The following is a 14,215-nucleotide window of genomic DNA, read 5'->3' as shown; positions in this document are numbered from 1 at the left end:
GGATCGTTCGGGTCCGACGGCGTGTCAGGCCGCGCTCGCTTCGAGTCGATCTACCGTGGCTATCGGCTCCCGGGTGCCGGGACGACGGGCACGGAACGAGGTCGGGATGGACGCGGGGCTGTGCGTGGGCCGCCGGGTGGCGCTGCTGCGGGAGGCGTCCGGGCTCACCCGGGTCGAGGTCGCCGAGGCGGTCGGGCGCAGCACCGAATGGCTGCGGGCCGCCGAGGCCGGCCGACAGCGGCTCGACCGGTACGCGATGGTCGACGCCCTCGCCGACGTGCTCGGTGTCGCACCCGGCGAACTGCTGGGCCTGCCGTGCGGCCGGGAGGACCCAGTCACCGGGCCGCTCCACCGGGCCGTCCCGGGGCTGCGCCGGGCCCTGCTGCGGGTCGGCCTTCCCGCCCGGGCCACGGCCGACCCGCCGACCGCCGCCCTGCGCGCCACCGGCCCGTTCTCCGCCGGAGCGCGACCGGCCGACATCGCCTCCACCGCCCCGCGATCCGCCGACCCGTCCCCCGCCGACGTACTCCCCGCCGGCCCGGACCCCGCCGACCGGCCGTCCGCCGACGCGCTGCGGCGCCGCCTCTCGGCGGCGGTCCGCCACCGGCAGGAAGCCCGCTGGACCGACCTCGCCCTCGCCCTGCCTCCGCTCCTGGACGACCTGCGGGCCCACACCGCCGACGCCCCGGCCGGCGCCGAACCGTCCCGGCTCCTCGCGCGGGCCCTGCACGAGACCGCCCTCCTGTCCAAGCGCCTGGGCGCGCTCGACCTGGCGGCGCTCGCGGCCGCGGAGGTGCGCCACCTCGCCGAGCCCGCCGCGGACCCGGTGCTGTCGGCATCGGCGCTGTGGCTGCAGGCCGAGGTCGACCTGTGCGCGGGCGCGGTGTCCGAGGCCGCCGCGTGCCTGGACGCCGGGCTGGCCGCGACCGGAGCGGTGCTCGGCCGGGCGGACCCGCAGGCATGGGCGGTGTGGGGCACCCTGCACCTGGTGTCGGCCGTACTGGAAGGGCAGCGCGGACGGCAGGCGGAGTCCTCGGCGCATCTGGCCGAGGCGGCCTCGGCGCTCGCGCACACGGATGTGCCGTCGTCCGGACCGACCGGGTTCGGCGAGGGCGAGTGGGCGGTCCACACCGTCCACGCGGCCCTCGAACTCGGCGAGGACCTGGGCGCCCTGGCACGGATCGAGGGGATGGACCTCCGCGTCCTCCCGGCCGAGCGCCGGGCCCGGCACGGCATCGACCGGGCGCGCGCCGCGGCCCGCGCGGGGAACACGGTGGGCGCGGCCGGTGAGCTGCTGGCCGCCGACCGGGTGGCCTCCCAGGTGGTGCGGACCCACCCCTTGGTGGGCGAGCTGCTGCGCACCGTGCCGTCGAGCCGTCCGGTGGTGGATGCGGCGGCCCGGCTCGGGGTGCGGCTGTGACGGCCGTGACGGCCGTGACGGCTGTGAGGGCTGTGAGGGCTGTTTCGGCTGTTTCGGCTGCGGGCCGCGCGGCGGCGGTGGCCGCGTCGGCGGCCCTCCGGCGCCGGGCCGGAATCCGGTCGGACCTGCGGCTCCGAACCAGCCGAGCGGGCGGACCGGACACCGCGCGCGACGAAGACCGGCATGGCGGGCCCGGCGGCACCGGCCGGGACAGGGCGAACGAGGAGGCATGATGCGTGCGGTCGGTTCGGCGGATGTCGTGGTGGTCGGGGCGGGCCTGGCGGGGCTGGCGTGCGCGCTGGACCTCGCGGCGGCCGGGCGGCAGGTCCGGCTGCTGGAGGCGTCGGACGGGGTGGGCGGGCGGATGCGCACCGACCTCGTCGACGGGTTCCGGCTGGACCGCGGGTTCCAGGTGTTCAACACCGCGTACCCGCAGGTGCGGCGCCGCCTGGACGCGCGGGCGCTGCGGCTGCACCGGTTCACCCCGGGCTTCGTCCTGGCCGGGTCGCGCGGCCGGTTCCGGTTCGTCGACCCGCTGCGGCGGCCCGACCTGGCAGCCGACCTGCTGCCCGGCCGGATGCTGCCGCCGCGGGACGTGGTGGCGCTCGGCGTCCTCGGTGCGCGTGACCGGCTGCTGCCGGCCTCCCTGCTGCGCGGCGGACGCGACGTGTCGACGGTGGCGGCGCTGCGCGGCGCGGGGATCTCGCTGCAGACGGTCGACGGGGTGCTGCGGCCCTTCCTCGCCGGGATCTTCCTGGAGGACACGCTGACCACCTCCAGCCGGGTGTTCCACTTCTACTGGCGCAGCATGATGCGCGGGTCGCTCACCCTCCCCGAGGCCGGGATCGGAGCGGTACCGGCCCAGCTCGCCGCGCAACTTCCGCCGGGGACACTGGAGTTGGAGACCCGGGTCGCGGGCGTGGGCGAGGACGGCGTGCTGCTGGAGGGCGGCCGGGAGATCGGCGCGCGCTGCGTCGTGGTGGCCACCGACCCGCGCACCGCGGGCGCCCTGCTCCCGGGCCTGCCGGTGCCGGCGCTCCGGGCGGTGACGACCTTCTACCACGCGGCCGAGCGCAGCCCCCGGGCCGAGCCGATGCTCCTGGTCGACTCCGACCGTCGGCTGCTCAACTCGGTGGTCCTCTCCGAGGTGGTGCCGGGCTGCGCCCCGCCGGGGCTCTCGCTGGTGTCGACCTCGGTGCTGGGCACCGGCGCGGACGAGGGGACGGTCCGGGCCCGGCTCGGGGAGCTGTACGGGTGCGACACCTCGGGGTGGCGGGCGCTCGCCGCGTACCGGATCCCCGGGGCGCTGCCGGCCATGCCGGCCCCGCACCCGCTGAGCCGCAGCAGCCGGTGGGCGCCGGGGCGGTACGTGTGCGGCGACCACCGGGCCACCGGATCGGTGCAGGGCGCGCTGGCGTCGGGGGCGCGAGCGGCCCGCGAGGTGCTGGCCGACCTCGCGTCCGCGTCAGGGGGCTGACGCCCCGCGGGCCGCCTCGGCGGCGAGCACCTCGGGCAGGCCGGTGAGCCGGTCCAGTCCGGCGACCGAGCGGGCGGTGCGGTGGTTGGCGGCGAGGACGTCCCGGTGGCGGTCGACGAAGGCCCAGTACCCGGTGGTGAACGGGCAGGCCCGCTCGCCGAGCCCGTCCGCCCAGCGGCGGAAGTCCGCGAACGGCACCAGGAAGCCGCGCGGTGGCAGCACCTCCACCTGCGGCAGGGAGGCCACCAGCCCGAGGGCCGCCCGGGAGGTCGGGTGGCACACTGTCACCGGCGCCTCGCCCACCGCCCGGCGCAGCCCCTCCCGGTACGTCTCCGCCCGGACGTACCGGGCCCGGCCGCCCAGCTCGGCGGCCCGGTGCCGCATCGCCGACAGGACCAGGTGCGCCTTCGCCCGGTGGAAGCGCCGCCGGCGGAACACCGACCGGGCCTCGATCAGCAGCACGGGTGCGTCGGCGTCCGGCCCGTCCTCGCCCGGCTCGGTGAGGTACGGGCCCAGCTGGTCGCCGAACAGCCAGTGCACGCGCGCCGCGCTCATCGGGTGGTCGCCGCGGGGTGGCGGTGGCGGTAGTACGGGTTGTCGAGCGGCAGCCGGCCGCTGACCCGCCCGTACATCCCGAAGGTCGCGACGACCAGGCCCATCACGAAGCTGAAGACCACATTGGGGATGCGGAACGCCAGGACGTTCGCCCCCGAGTCCAGCAGGGCGAGGTTGACGAAGCCACTGAGCACGAACAGCCCGCCCACCACGATGTTGATCGTCGAAGCGGCGTTGCCCCCGACCACGGCCCCGCCGATCAGGACGGCCGCGGTGACGATCGAGATCAGGCTCAGCAGGCCGTTGCTCGACAGCCCGGCCACGTCCTGGCCGGTGGTACTGAAGAACGCCAGGCCGTCGGCCAGGCCGAGGCAGCCGAAGACCAGCAGCACCACACCGCACAGCCCGGCCCCGACCCGGTACACCCGGGCCAGCCGGTGGTCGACGGGAAGCTCGTCGCGGAAGTCCATGATCGCTCTCCTGTCCGCATCCGGAAGCGGGCGCCTCCGACCACCACCGTCGGCGCACGGGCCCGGGCCGGACACTCGCATCGTTCGCGCATCGCTGTCCCGCAGAATCGTGCGTCTGCGGGCGACCTCTCGCGTGCGCCGGACAACCGCCGCCGTACGTGACGAGGGGAGTCGGGGTCCGACGTCGTCAGCGGGTGAAGGTGTCGATGCCGGCGATCCGCCAGCGGCCCCCCTCGCGGACGGCGTCCACGGCGAACATGGCGGCGGCGTAGCTCGCGTTGTCCTTTCCGGTGGCGTCGGCCGCCGTGCTGACGTTGCGCTGGTCGGCGAAGACCAGCAGCCGGGCCCGGTCGCCGTCGAGTCGGACCACGCCGGCGTCCGTGACGGTGGTGGTGAGCACCAGCTTCTGCTGCGGGGCCTGCCGGCGGACCTGGGCGAGCATGCCGGCGTACTGCTGGACGGCACCACCGGTGAGCAGGGTCTTGGCGGCGTCGTCGGTGCGGGCGGTGTCGGCATAGTTGTACGAGAACAGCGCGTTCACCGCCTGGACCACGGCACCCTTGACCTCGCTCGTCCGGGCCGGGTCGGCGAGCGCGGCGTTGTGCGCGGCGCCCCCGGAACGCAGGTCGGCCGCCCGGCTCGCCGCGAGCGCGCTGAAGCCGCCGAGCAGCACGCTGAGCAGCGCGAGCGCCGCGAGCACCGGCGTGCGACGTGATCGGCGGGGTGGGGCGTCCTCGGTCGCGGGTTCGGGGGCAGCCGGGCGGGACGGTGCGGTGGGCTCCGCGGCGGACGGGCGGGCAGCGAGGCGGCGTTGACGGTTGATCACGTGGCGGGTGGTGGTCGACATGACGTCCTTTCACGGGTGACAGGCGGCGGGCTGGGCAGCGGCGAGGGCTACCCGCCGGTGGCGGACCCCATGGGTGCCTGGCCGAGGGCGCTGAGCTTCCAGCCCGTGGGCGTGCGGGTCAGTTCGCCGAGCAGCCGGCTGTCCTTGACGGCGGGCTGCTGCTTGGGCGCCTGGACGGTGATCCGCAGAGCCACCAGCACCGCCGCCCGGCCCGAGCGTTCGTCCAGTTCCGTCACCGCCCCGGCCAGCACCTTGGCGGTGCTCACCGTCTGCGCCTGGGTCACCTGCTTGCCGAACTCCGTCCGTCCCTGGACGAGTTGCTCGTGCAGGTCGCCGGTGGTGGAGGCCTCCCAGAGGTCCAGCCCCCGGGCGAGGTCGGCGTGGTCGAGGGTGTTCATGTTCTGGATCGCCTGCTCGCCGGCTGCCAGCGCCTGGTCCCGCGAGCGGGCGTAGGCCGCGGTGTCGTCGTGCGCCGCGGAGTACCAGGACCATCCCGTCCAGGCGGCCGCCACCGCCGCGGCGACCAGGAGTGCCACGGCCGCCGCCAGGACCGGGTCGAGCCGTCGTGCCGCCATCTTCCGTTCTCCTAAGGGGCTGTGGGTCATCGGGCTGTGAGTTCGGTGATCCGCCAGTGGCCGCCGGTCCGGCGGGCCGTGACCGAGAGCTGGGCGGCGGTCGTGTTCGCGGTCTTCCCCTCGCGCTGGGCGGTCTGGTCGAGGAAGACCAGCAACTTCGCCTGTTCACCGACCAGTTCGGTGACCCCGGCGCGCACCACGCGGGTGGTCAGGGTCAGCTTCTGGTCCTTCACCTGCTGCTGCACCTGCGCGAACAGGGCCTGGTACTGCGTGGCGGCCGTGCCGTCCAGCAGCTCGCCGGCCGCCTTCGCCGTCGCGGCGGTGTCGGTGGGCGTGTAGGAGAAGATCCGGCCGAGCGTGTTGCCGACGTCTCCCACCACCTCGGCGGTGGTCTGGGTGTCGGTGAGCGCCCGGTCGGCGTTCGCCCGGGCCTCGGCCCGGTTGGCGAGGAGGAAGAAGGTGCTTCCCCCGAGGACGAGCACCGCGAGGGCGAGCGGCAGCGGCCAACGCCTCGGCCGGGGCGGCGGTTCGGGGAGGTCGTCGTCCGTCACGGGTGTTCCTCTCAGCTGGCGCCGACGGGCACGGCGGTCAGCGAGGTGACCTTCCAGCCGTCGGCTGTCCGGGCGAGCCCGGCCTCGAAGCGCTTGCGGTCGGTACTGGGGCTGCCGGCCTTGGGCGACAGCTCGACTGTGACGGTCGCGATCAGTCGGGCGGTGCCCGCGCGGGTGTCCAGTTCGGTGAGGGCGGCGTCGGTGACCGAGCCGTGCGCGGAGGTGCCGGCCTGGCGCAGGGTGGTGGCGTCGGCGTCGCCGGTGCGCTGCAGTTGGTCGTGCAGCGGGCCGGTGGTCACGTCCAGCCACCCGCGCAGGCTCGCTTCGGCCTGCCCGGCGTCCACGGTATTGAGCCGGTCGAGCGCCGAGCGCCCCTGCGCGAGGGCGGCGTCCCGCGCCTGCCCGAACGCGAGCGTGTCGGACGTCCGCACCTGCCAGTACCGGCCGCCGGCCAGCACGCAGAACGCCGCGGCGAGCAGCACGGCGGCCCACGCGGCGGCCCGTCGCAGTCCGGCGCCTGCGCTCCGGCCCTTGGCCGGCTCACCACCGTGCTCCGTCTGTGGCGGCTCCGCCGGGGCGGGTTCGGTCGCCAGGGCCGGTGGCAGGGCCTGCTCCGGGTCGGCGAGTTGCTTGCGGGTGGTCACTGCGTCGCCTCCAGGCCGAGCAGGGCGGCGAGGCCGCTCGGGGCGCCGGCCGGGAGTGCGGGGAGGCCGAGGGCGCCGGGGAGCGCGGTCCGGGCTGTGTCCGTGCGGGCCGTCGTCGTGGCGGAGAGCGTGGAGCCGGGCTTGGCCGGGGTGGGGACGCCGCCGCGCGGGGCGTTCGCCGAGCCGCGGACGGCGGTGCCGGTGCCGGGGCTCGCGGTGCAGCGGGCGGCGGTGTTGAAGGCGGGGGCCGGTCCGGTGTCGAGGCCGTTGCGGTAGGTGGTGCCGCCGTACCCGGACGTGCAGGGCAGCGGGGAGAAGAAAGTGACGGCCATGCCCAGGTGCGCGCCCTTGTCGTCGATCGCGGTGGCTCCGGCCGCGGCCACGGCGGGGAGGCGGACCAGCAGTTCCTCCAGGCCGCGTTGGCGGGTGACCGCGAGGTCGGAGGTGGTGAGCAGGTTGGCGATCACCACGCTCAGGCCGGGGTCGAGGTCGCGGAGCAGTGCGCTCACCTGTCCGGTGGCCTCCGGGGCTGCGGCGATCAGCCGCCGCAGGTCGGTGTCGGAGTCGTTGAGCTGTCCGGCGAGGCCTGCCGCGCTGCTCGCGAAGGTGCGCAGGGCGTCGCTCTCCTCGGCCTGGGTGGTGAGGACGGCGCGGCCGTCCTCCATCAGCGTGATGTTGTTCGGCAGGGACTTGCTCGCCGCGTCGAGCAGGTGGCTGCTGTTGTCCAGCAGGGCCTGGAGGTTGGCGTTCTGGCCGTTGAAGGCGGCGCCGAACTCCTCGACCACGGTCCGCAGTGACTCCACCGGCACCGAGCCGGCCAGCGCGTCGACGCTGGTGAGCAGGTTGGTGACCGGGGGCGGTACGGACGAGTCGGCTCGGGCGACCACCGCGTTGTCGGTGAGGTACGGCGGCGCGTCCTCGGTCGGCCGCAGGTCGATGTACTGCTCGCCGACGGCGGAGAGGTTCGCCACCACGGCCTTGAGGCGAGCGGGGATGCGCGGGGTGGCGTTGTTGATCCGCAGTTCGGCCTCGACGCCGTCGGGGGTGAGCCGGATCGGGCCGACCCGGCCGACCGAGACGCCCCGGTAGGTGACGTTGGCGTGTTCGAACAGGCCGCCGGTCTCCGGGAGTTGGACCCGGACGGTGTAGTAGCCGCGCAGCCCGACGTACCGGCCGAGGTCGGCGTACCGGACACCCAGGTAGCTCAGCACCAGGACGGAGACGAGCAGGAAGGCGAGGTTCTTCAGCCTGGTGGTGCGGGTGAGCATCAGCGGCCTCGCTTCTGGGGGGCGGTGACGGGCGGCAGCGGGAGCGGCAGCCCGCCGCCCTTGAGGTGCCGCAGCAGCGCCGCCTGGTCGGTCGGCACGTCCGTGGGGGTGTCGGTCGGCGGGTCGGTCGGCTCTTCCGTCGGCTCGTCGGTCGGTTCGTCCGTCGGCTCGTCCGTCGGTGTGGGCTCCGGCGTCGGGTCCGGGGTGGGCGGCGGGGCGTTGTCCGCCGGGTCGAGGGCCGGGATGATCTGGGTGCCGGGCGCCGCGGTGAGGTCGAGGTAGACGTTGAGGTAGTCGCCCTTGACGCCGCGCAGCACCTCGTCGGTGAAGGGGTAGGTGAGCAGCACCTGCAGCGAGTCCGGCAGGGCCTTGCCCGCGTCGGCGAGCCGTTGCAGGGTCGGGGCGAGTGCCTTCAGGTCCGCCACCATGTCGTCCCGGCTGCGGTTGACGGTGTCGACGGCGACGGCGGAGAGGCCGTCGAGGGCGCGGAGCATGGTGACCAGGGCGCCGCGCTGCTGGTCGAGCACCTTGAGGCCGGGGCTGAAGTCGGTGAGGACGGTGCCGATCTGCTGGTCGCGGGCGGCCAGGGTGGCGGAGAGCCGGTTGACGCCGTCGAGGGCGTCGGTGATGTCCTGCCGGTGGGCGTCCAGGTCGGCGGTGAGGGTGGCGAGCCGGGTCAGCATGGAGCGCAGTTGCGGCTCGTTGCCCGCCATGGCCTTGTTCAACTCGGCGGTGATGGTCTGGAGTTGGGCCACTCCCCCGCCGTTGAGCAGCATCGAGAGCGCGCCGAAGACCTCCTCCACCTCGACGCTGCGGTCGGTGTGCGCGGCGGGGATGACGGTGCCGGTGGCGAGGCTGCCCTGCTGGGCCTCGCCGCTGGGCGGGGCCGACAGTTGCACGTACTTCTCGCCGAGCAGGCTGGACTGTTCGACGTGGGCGTAGGCGTTGGCGGGCAGGCGCACGCCGCCGTTGATCCGCATGGTCACGACGGCCGACCAGTCGCCGGGGGCGAGTTCGATCCTGGTGACCCGGCCGACCGCCACGTCGTTGACCCGGACGGCGGCCTGCGGCACCAGGCTGAGGACGTCGGCGAAGTGCGCGGTGATCTCGATCGGGTGGGCCCCGAGGTCGGCGCCGCCGGGCAGCGGGACGTCCTGGATGCCGTGGAAGGAGCCGGAGCAGCCCGCGAGTGCGAGGGCCAGGGCCGCGGTGGCTGCGGCGGCGACGGTGGCGCGTCTCATCGGCCCGCTCCCGTCGTGTCGGCGCCCACGCGAGGCAGCGGGAGCGGCGGGCCGCTCAGTTCGTTGAGGTTCACCCGGCCGTCGAGGGTGCCGTGGGCGGCGTCGAAGGCGTTGAGGGCGTTGTCGGCGGCGAGCGGCGCGACGTCCATCAGTTCGGCGAGCGAGGCGCGCTGGTCGACCAGGGACTGGGTGATCGGCACGAGCCGGTCGACCGCGGTCTTCAGCCGGGCCCGGTTGTCCTGGATGAAGCCCTTGACCTGCCCGAGCGCGGTGGCGAGCTGCTGCAGGGCCGCGCCGAGGTTCTGCTTGTCCTCGGCGAGGAAGCCGGTGACGTACGCGAGCTGGTCGGTGGCCGAGCGGACCTTGCCGTCGTTCTCCTTGAGCATGGCGGTGAAGGACTGCAGGTAGTCGAGGGTCGCGAACAGGTCGTCGCTGTGCCCGGAGAGGGTGCGGGCGGCCTGGCCGAGGCCGGCGATCGAGTCGCCGATGGCGCGGCCGTTGCCGGAGAGGTTCTGCGCGCCGGTGTCCAGGAGCTGCGAGAGGGCGCCGGTGGCGTTGGCGCCGTTCGGGCCGAGGGCGTCGGCGAGTTGGGTGACCGACTGGTAGAGCTGGTCGAGTTCCAGCGGGTTGGAGGTGCGCTCGACCGGGATCTCGGTGCGGTCGGCGATCTCGGGGCCGCCGGTCCAGGCCGGGGTCAGTTGGACGTACCGGTCGGCGACGACGCTGGGCGCGACCACGACCGCCTTGGCGTCGGCCGGTACCCGTACTCCCGGGTCCAGGGTGAGGTCGACGCGCACCCGGGTGCCCTGCGGCCGCACCGCGTCGACGGTGCCGACCTTCACGCCGAGGATCCGCAGGTCGGAGCCCGGGTAGACGCCGGTGGTGTGGTCGAACCAGGCGGTCAGGTGCTTGCCGTCCGGCTGGTGGGCGGCGAGCACCCCGAAGGTCACGGTGCCGCCGACGACGGCCAGCGCGGCGGCGCCCGCCAGTGCCCGCCGGCGCAGCGCGGGCAGCTCACGCGGGGATCGCGCGGTCATCACTGGCCTCCCTGGGGCTTGGGCGGCCGGCAGCCGCTCTCCGGGGCGCTGCCCGCGGGCAGGTAGTTCCGGGGGACGACTCCGCACAGGTAGCCGTCGAACCACCGGCCGCTGCCCAGGGTGTTGCCGAGCAGGCGGTAGTACGGCCCGGCGAGGGCGAGGGTCTGGTCGAGGCTGCCCTGGTTGGCGGTGAGGACGGCGGTGACGCGGCCGAGCGCGTCCAGGGTCGGGGCGAGCTGCCGCTCGTTGTCCGCCACCAGGCCGCTCAGTTCGGTGCTCAACTTCTGTGTTCCGAGCAGCAGTTGGTGGATCGCGTCGCGGCGCCGGCGGATCTCGTCGAGCAGCAGGCTGCCGTCCGAGAGGAGTTGCTCGAAGCGTCCGTCCTGGTCGGCCAGGGTCTTGGTGAGCTGCCGGCTGCCGGCGAGCAGTTCGGCCAGCCGGCTGTCGCGGCTCGCGACGGTCTTCGAGAGCGCGGAGAGCCCGTCGGCGGCGCTGCGCACCGAGGCGGGGGTGTCCTTGAAGGTGTCGGCGATGGTCCGGAAGCTCTCGGCGAGCTGCTTGCCGTCGATCGCCCCGGTGGTGCGTCCGAGCTCGTCGAAGGCCTGGGTGACGTCGTACGGGGAGGTGGTGCGGGTGAGCGGGATGCGCTCGCCCGGGGTCTGGCGCCGGGCGCCGAGCGGGTCGACGGCCAGGTACTTCTCGCCGAGCAGGGTCTTGATGCCGATGGCGGCGGTGCTGGCGTCGCCGATCCAGGCGTCCTGGACGGCGAAGGCGACCTTCACCTTGGCGCCGTCCAGGGCCACTTCGGTGACCTTGCCGACCTTGACGCCGGCGATCCGGACCTCGTTGCCGGGGCGCAGGCCGGCCGCGTCGCTGAAGTCGGCGCTGTAGCCGGTGCCGGAGTCGACGAAGGGCAGCGCGTCGGCCCGGTAGGCCAGTGCGGCGACCATGAGCAGCAGGAGCAGGCCGACGGCTCCCACGGCGGCGGGGTTGCGGTCCCGCAGGGGGCGGAGGGTCGTCATCCGCGGCACCTCGATTCGGTGACGGGCAGGCCGGTCGGCGGCGCGCTGCCGTCGTAGGTGGTGACGCCGGTGACCTTGGCCTCGCAGAGGTAGAGGTTGAGCCAGGAGCCGTAGGAGGTGAGCCGGCCGATGGTGCGCATCTTCTCCGGGGTGGTGCGCAGGAAGCTCTCCACCTGGCCGCTGTTGTCGGCCAGGTTGGTGGAGAGCCGGCCGAGCTGGGCGACCGAGTCCTTGAGCGGGGCGCGGCCCTGGTCGAGCAGTCCGGCGGTGCTGGTGGTCAGCCCGGCGATGGCGTCGAGGGACTGCCCGATCGGCTCGCGGTCGGCGGCGAAGCCGCTGACCAACTGCTGCAGGGTGCCGACCAGGTCGGCGAAGCCGGCCTCGCGGCTGTTCACCGTGGCGAGCACCGTGTTGAGGTTGTCGATCACCTGGCCGATCACCTGGTCCTTGCCGGCGAGCGTGCTGGTGAGCGAGCCGACGGTCCGCAGCAGGCTGTCGACCGTGCCGCCCTGGCCCTGCAGCACCTGGACGATCTCGTTGGCCAGCTGGTTCACCTGGTCGGGTGCGAGGCCCTGGAAGAGCGGCTGGAAGCCGTGGAACAGCTGGGCGAGGTCGAGGGCGGGGGTGGTGCGCTCCGCCGGGATGAGGCCGCCGGGCGGCAGGGTGCGGTCGACGGCGCCGGGGCCGCGTTCCAGGTCGACGTAGCGCCGTCCGACCAGGTCGAGGTACTTGACCGAGGCGGTCACCGACTCGGGCAGCGGCTTGTCGCGGTCGACCGAGAAGTGCACCTGGGCGATCCGGTGGTCGACCACGCTGACGCTGTCCACCTGGCCGACACGGACGCCGGCGATCCGGATGCTGTCCCCGGGGGCCAGGCCGGTGACGTCGGTGAACCGGGCCGTGTACCCGACGGTCCGCCCGACGCCGGTGTCCGCGATGCTCAGCGCCAGCGCGCCGGTGGCCAGGCCGGTCACCACCACGAACACCAGCGACTTGGTGAGCGGCCCGGCGAGGCCGCGCCGGCGGGTCCGGTCCTCGCTGCTCATTCGACCGTCACCTCCGCCCCGCGGAAGAGCGGGCCGGCCAGCAGGCTGGCCCAGTCGGGGGCGCCGGCCGGCAGCGGCGCGCCGGGCGCCCGGGTCCTGAGGAGCTCGCCGACAAGTTGGTTCTCCTGCGGGGAGTTGGGCAGGCCCAGGCCGCTGGGGTCCGGTCCGGCGAAGGAGGGCACGTCGCTGAGCGGGGTGGTCCGGCCGGTGTACGGGACGGCGTAGCACTGCGGGCCGCCGCTCGCCCGGTACACCGGGGTGTCCTGCCCGGGCAGGTACCGGCCGCGCGAGGGCAGGGTGGTGACGCTGACGTGCAGGCCGGGCTGGTCGGTGCCCTTGCCGAGGGCGCGGTCCATGGCGGGTACGAAGTTGGCCATCGTCCTTAGCGTGCACGGGAATTCGGGTGCGTAGCGGGCGAGCAGGTCGAGCGTGCCCCGGCTGTCGGCGGTGAGGTGGATCAGGTTGTCCCGGTTCTGCCGCAGGAAGGTGGTGAGGTCCTGGGCGGTGGCGGTGGTGGTGCCGTAGAGCGTGGCCAGTGCGGCCTGCCGGTCGACGAGGGTGGCGCCGGTGCGGGTGAGGTCGCCGAGCGCCTGCACCAGGTCGGGCGCCGCCTGGTCGTACGAGCGGCTGACGGCGACCAGCTGGTGGATGTCCTCGTTGAGGGTGGGCAGTTCGGGGTTGAGCTGCTCCAGGTAGCCGTCCAGTTTCGTCAGGGTCGTGCCCAGCTCGGTGCCGCGGCCGTCCAGCGCGGTGGCGACCGCGCTGAGGGTGGCGGAGAGCTTGGCGGGTTCGACGGCGGTGAGCACCGGCATCAGGTGGTCGAGGACCTGCTGCAGCTCGATCGCGTCGGCGGAGCGGTCCTGCCGGATCACCGCGCCGGCCCGCAGGTGGCCGGCCGCCGGCTGCGCGGCGTCGGGCACCAGGGCGACGTACCGCTCGCCGAACAGCGTGGTCGGCAGCAGCTGGACGGAGACCCCGGCCGGGATCTGCGCCAGCCGCTCCGGGTCCAGCGCCAGGGTGAGCCGGGCTCCGCCGCCGTCGCTGCTGATCCGCCGGACCTGGCCGACGACCACGCCGCGCAGCTTCACGTCGGCGTTCAGGTGCAGTTCGTGGCCCGCGCTGCCGGTCTCCACCACGACCTCGGCGGAGTCGGTGAACGCCTTCTCGTAGACGGCCACCGAGAGCCCGGCGAGCAGGGCGGGCACCAGCAGGAACACCACCCCGGCGCCGCGCCGGCGGTACTTGCGGGCGGCGTTCATCCGGCCACCCGCACCGTCGTGGTCGCGCCCCAGATCGCCAGGCTGAGCAGGAAGTCGGCGAGGCTGATCACCACGATCGCGTTGCGCACCGAGCGCCCGACCGCGATGCCGACCCCGGCCGGGCCGCCCTTGGCGGTGTAGCCGTAGTAGCAGTGCGCCAGGATCACCACCACGCTGAACAGCAGCACCTTGAGGGTGGAGAGCAGCACGTCGGCCGGGGAGAGGAACAGGTCGAAGTAGTGGTCGTAGGTGCCCGCCGACTGGCCGTTGACGTACACGGTGACCGCCCGCGAGGCCAGGTAGCTGCTGAGCAGGCCGATGCCGTACAGCGGGGCGATCGCCACGATGCCGGCGATCACCCGGGTGGTGACCAGGTACGACATGCTGCGCACGCCCATCCCCTCCAGGGCGTCCACCTCCTCGTTGATCCGCATCGCGCCGAGCTGCGCGGTGAATCCGGCGCCGACGGTGGCGGACAGGGCGAGTCCGGCGACCAGCGGGGCGATCTCGCGGGTGTTGAAGTAGGCGGAGATGAAGCCGGTGAAGGCCGTGGTGCCGAGTTGGTCCATCGCGGCGTAGCCCTGCAGGCCGACCACCGTGCCGGTGAACAGCGTCATCCCGAGCATCACCCCGACGGTGCCGCCGATCACGCCCAACCCGCCGCTGCCGAAGGCGACTTCGGCGAGCAGCCGGCGCACCTCGCGGGAGTAGCGGCGGAGCGTGCGCGGTACCTGGAGCAGGGCCTGGAGGTGGAAGAGCAGGTGGTCGCCGCTCTCGTCCAGCTTGTCGAGCAGGGCCATGGC

Annotated in this window: 14 protein-coding genes and 1 pseudogene; 2 read left to right on the top strand and 13 right to left on the bottom strand. The window is 74.4% G+C overall.

Translation table 11 applies throughout. From position 1 onward, the window contains the following. The first annotated feature begins 106 nt into the window (after positions 1-106). Positions 107-1,420, top strand: a complete 1,314-nt coding sequence (locus ACGFX4_RS15720) for a helix-turn-helix domain-containing protein (protein WP_393073729.1) — start codon at positions 107-109, stop codon at positions 1,418-1,420. A gap of 232 nt (positions 1,421-1,652) precedes the next feature. Next, positions 1,653-2,897, top strand: a complete 1,245-nt coding sequence (locus ACGFX4_RS15715) for an NAD(P)/FAD-dependent oxidoreductase (protein ID WP_393074105.1) — start codon at positions 1,653-1,655, stop codon at positions 2,895-2,897. Between the two features lie 147 nt (positions 2,898-3,044). On the opposite strand, the pseudogene ACGFX4_RS15710 reads toward ACGFX4_RS15715, so the two are convergent. From ACGFX4_RS15710 to ACGFX4_RS15650, 13 genes and pseudogenes are all read right to left on the bottom strand, one after another. After that, positions 3,045-3,452, bottom strand: a pseudogene (locus ACGFX4_RS15710) (cryptochrome/photolyase family protein); the annotation flags it as partial. Then, complete coding sequence (locus ACGFX4_RS15705; RefSeq protein WP_393073726.1) at positions 3,449-3,922, bottom strand: DUF4383 domain-containing protein; 474 nt, start codon at positions 3,920-3,922, stop codon at positions 3,449-3,451. The gene ACGFX4_RS15705 and the pseudogene ACGFX4_RS15710, both read right to left, overlap by 4 nt. Before the next feature lie 187 nt (positions 3,923-4,109). Then, positions 4,110-4,769 carry a hypothetical protein gene (locus ACGFX4_RS15700; protein ID WP_393073724.1) on the bottom strand — a complete coding sequence of 220 codons (660 nt, stop codon included), beginning with the start codon at positions 4,767-4,769 and terminating at the stop codon, positions 4,110-4,112. 47 nt (positions 4,770-4,816) lie between these two features. Further along, complete coding sequence (locus tag ACGFX4_RS15695; protein ID WP_393074102.1) at positions 4,817-5,317, bottom strand: hypothetical protein; 501 nt, start codon at positions 5,315-5,317, stop codon at positions 4,817-4,819. Between the two features lie 53 nt (positions 5,318-5,370). Beyond that, positions 5,371-5,895 carry a hypothetical protein gene (locus tag ACGFX4_RS15690; RefSeq protein WP_393073721.1) on the bottom strand — a complete coding sequence of 175 codons (525 nt, stop codon included), beginning with the start codon at positions 5,893-5,895 and terminating at the stop codon, positions 5,371-5,373. Between the two features lie 11 nt (positions 5,896-5,906). Further along, positions 5,907-6,404, bottom strand: a complete 498-nt coding sequence (locus ACGFX4_RS15685) for a hypothetical protein (protein ID WP_393074099.1) — start codon at positions 6,402-6,404, stop codon at positions 5,907-5,909. Between the two features lie 131 nt (positions 6,405-6,535). Continuing rightward, positions 6,536-7,807, bottom strand: coding sequence for an MlaD family protein (locus tag ACGFX4_RS15680; RefSeq protein ID WP_393073719.1), 1,272 nt, complete (start codon positions 7,805-7,807; stop codon positions 6,536-6,538). Next, positions 7,807-9,048, bottom strand: coding sequence for an MCE family protein (locus tag ACGFX4_RS15675; RefSeq protein WP_393073717.1), 1,242 nt, complete (start codon positions 9,046-9,048; stop codon positions 7,807-7,809). The genes ACGFX4_RS15680 and ACGFX4_RS15675 overlap by 1 nt, the downstream gene beginning before the upstream one ends. Further along, positions 9,045-10,085, bottom strand: coding sequence for an MCE family protein (locus ACGFX4_RS15670; RefSeq protein ID WP_393073715.1), 1,041 nt, complete (start codon positions 10,083-10,085; stop codon positions 9,045-9,047). Before ACGFX4_RS15670 ends, ACGFX4_RS15675 begins: the two co-directional genes overlap by 4 nt. Next, positions 10,085-11,107 carry an MCE family protein gene (locus ACGFX4_RS15665; protein ID WP_393073713.1) on the bottom strand — a complete coding sequence of 341 codons (1,023 nt, stop codon included), beginning with the start codon at positions 11,105-11,107 and terminating at the stop codon, positions 10,085-10,087. The genes ACGFX4_RS15670 and ACGFX4_RS15665 overlap by 1 nt, the downstream gene beginning before the upstream one ends. Continuing rightward, complete coding sequence (locus ACGFX4_RS15660; protein WP_393073711.1) at positions 11,104-12,153, bottom strand: MCE family protein; 1,050 nt, start codon at positions 12,151-12,153, stop codon at positions 11,104-11,106. The genes ACGFX4_RS15665 and ACGFX4_RS15660 overlap by 4 nt, the downstream gene beginning before the upstream one ends. Next, positions 12,150-13,412, bottom strand: coding sequence for an MCE family protein (locus ACGFX4_RS15655; protein WP_393073709.1), 1,263 nt, complete (start codon positions 13,410-13,412; stop codon positions 12,150-12,152). The genes ACGFX4_RS15660 and ACGFX4_RS15655 overlap by 4 nt, the downstream gene beginning before the upstream one ends. Further along, positions 13,409-14,212, bottom strand: coding sequence for an MlaE family ABC transporter permease (locus tag ACGFX4_RS15650; protein ID WP_393073706.1), 804 nt, complete (start codon positions 14,210-14,212; stop codon positions 13,409-13,411). The genes ACGFX4_RS15655 and ACGFX4_RS15650 overlap by 4 nt, the downstream gene beginning before the upstream one ends. Positions 14,213-14,215: the final 3 nt, after the last annotated feature.

It is taken from the genome of Kitasatospora sp. NPDC048365 (genome assembly GCF_043200835.1).
GTDB classification, from domain to species: domain Bacteria; phylum Actinomycetota; class Actinomycetes; order Streptomycetales; family Streptomycetaceae; genus Kitasatospora; species Kitasatospora terrestris.
The sequence above is the reverse complement of the archived record's forward strand: the minus strand, read 5'-3'. Positions and strand labels throughout refer to the sequence as shown.